This is a genomic window from Dysgonomonas sp. 520 (assembly GCF_010501095.1).
GTDB lineage: Bacteria > Bacteroidota > Bacteroidia > Bacteroidales > Dysgonomonadaceae > QVMP01.
Map to the genome: position 1 here is coordinate 129,858 of NZ_QVMP01000008.1, position 915 is coordinate 130,772.

A 915-nucleotide genomic window follows, 5' to 3' on the forward strand; every position below is an offset into this window, starting at 1 on the left:
ATGACAATGTAAATATGTATTATGTTTCAGTTAATTATCTTTTATTTTCTAAATGCACTACGAGTAGAAAAACCTAATTAGCTTTAGAAACTGAATCCTACACTATAAAATATATTATTTCCGTAGGGAGAATCTTTATCCTGAACCAAGTCATATTTCAGCATAACCGACATTGGCCCCAGCCTTAATCCACCTCCGATGAGGAATGACGGGATAAATTTTTCATCTTTAATCTTGTATCCGTCAGGAGCTTCATCCGTTCGCCACATCCTATTGATATCTGGCTGTGCCATGATTATGATATTGTTGATAGGATAGAATCGGGCATAAACATTAAAACCGAAATAAGAAGCAGTTTCTTTCCATTTGTCACCATTTACATAATAACGGTCTTTGTAGTATGAATATGAGAACCCAAAGCCGGCATTAAACATCTTGGAGAAATTATATCCGACCTGAGGAGCGATGTTTACCACAGTGTAGTCTCCGAATTGAAGACCCACTCCGCCACCAAAAGTTACTTTATTCCAATCGAAGGAAGATGCTTGCTTCGTTTGTTGCACTCGTGCCTGAGTTCTGTTTTGAGTTTGACTTTTAGGTATTTCGTAGTGAAATTGAGCGTTTAATGAAGTTGCAACAATCGTTATTGCCATAAATAAAAATATCTTTTTCATAAAAAAGGTATGTTTTGTATATTTTCTTACCAAAGATAACTAAACTAATCAATATTTGGAGTGAAAAATAGCACTCATTTTTCATTTTGATTCAGTAGGATAACAGAAATTTCTAAAAATACTTAAAAAAGAAATTCTTTTATTATAAAATGTAAGAAACTAGGGAGTGAAGCTAGGAAGTCATCTAGACTTTTTAAATTATACTTAATTTTTGAGTTTTTGTCATGTTGAACGTAGTGAA

The 915-nt window shown here is 33.2% G+C and carries 1 protein-coding gene; it reads right to left on the reverse strand.

The genetic code is table 11. The features are described from left to right. Positions 1 to 83 precede the first annotated feature (83 nt). Positions 84 to 674: a hypothetical protein gene (locus D0T56_RS06425; RefSeq protein ID WP_163319312.1), complete on the reverse strand. Its 591-nt coding sequence runs from the start codon at positions 672 to 674 to the stop codon at positions 84 to 86. Positions 675 to 915 lie beyond the last annotated feature (241 nt).

Excerpts from the sequence above, each read along its gene's own strand:
- D0T56_RS06425 (WP_163319312.1), bottom strand. The coding sequence starts at position 674 with ATGAAAAAGATATTTTTATTTATGGCAATAACGATTGTTGCAACTTCA.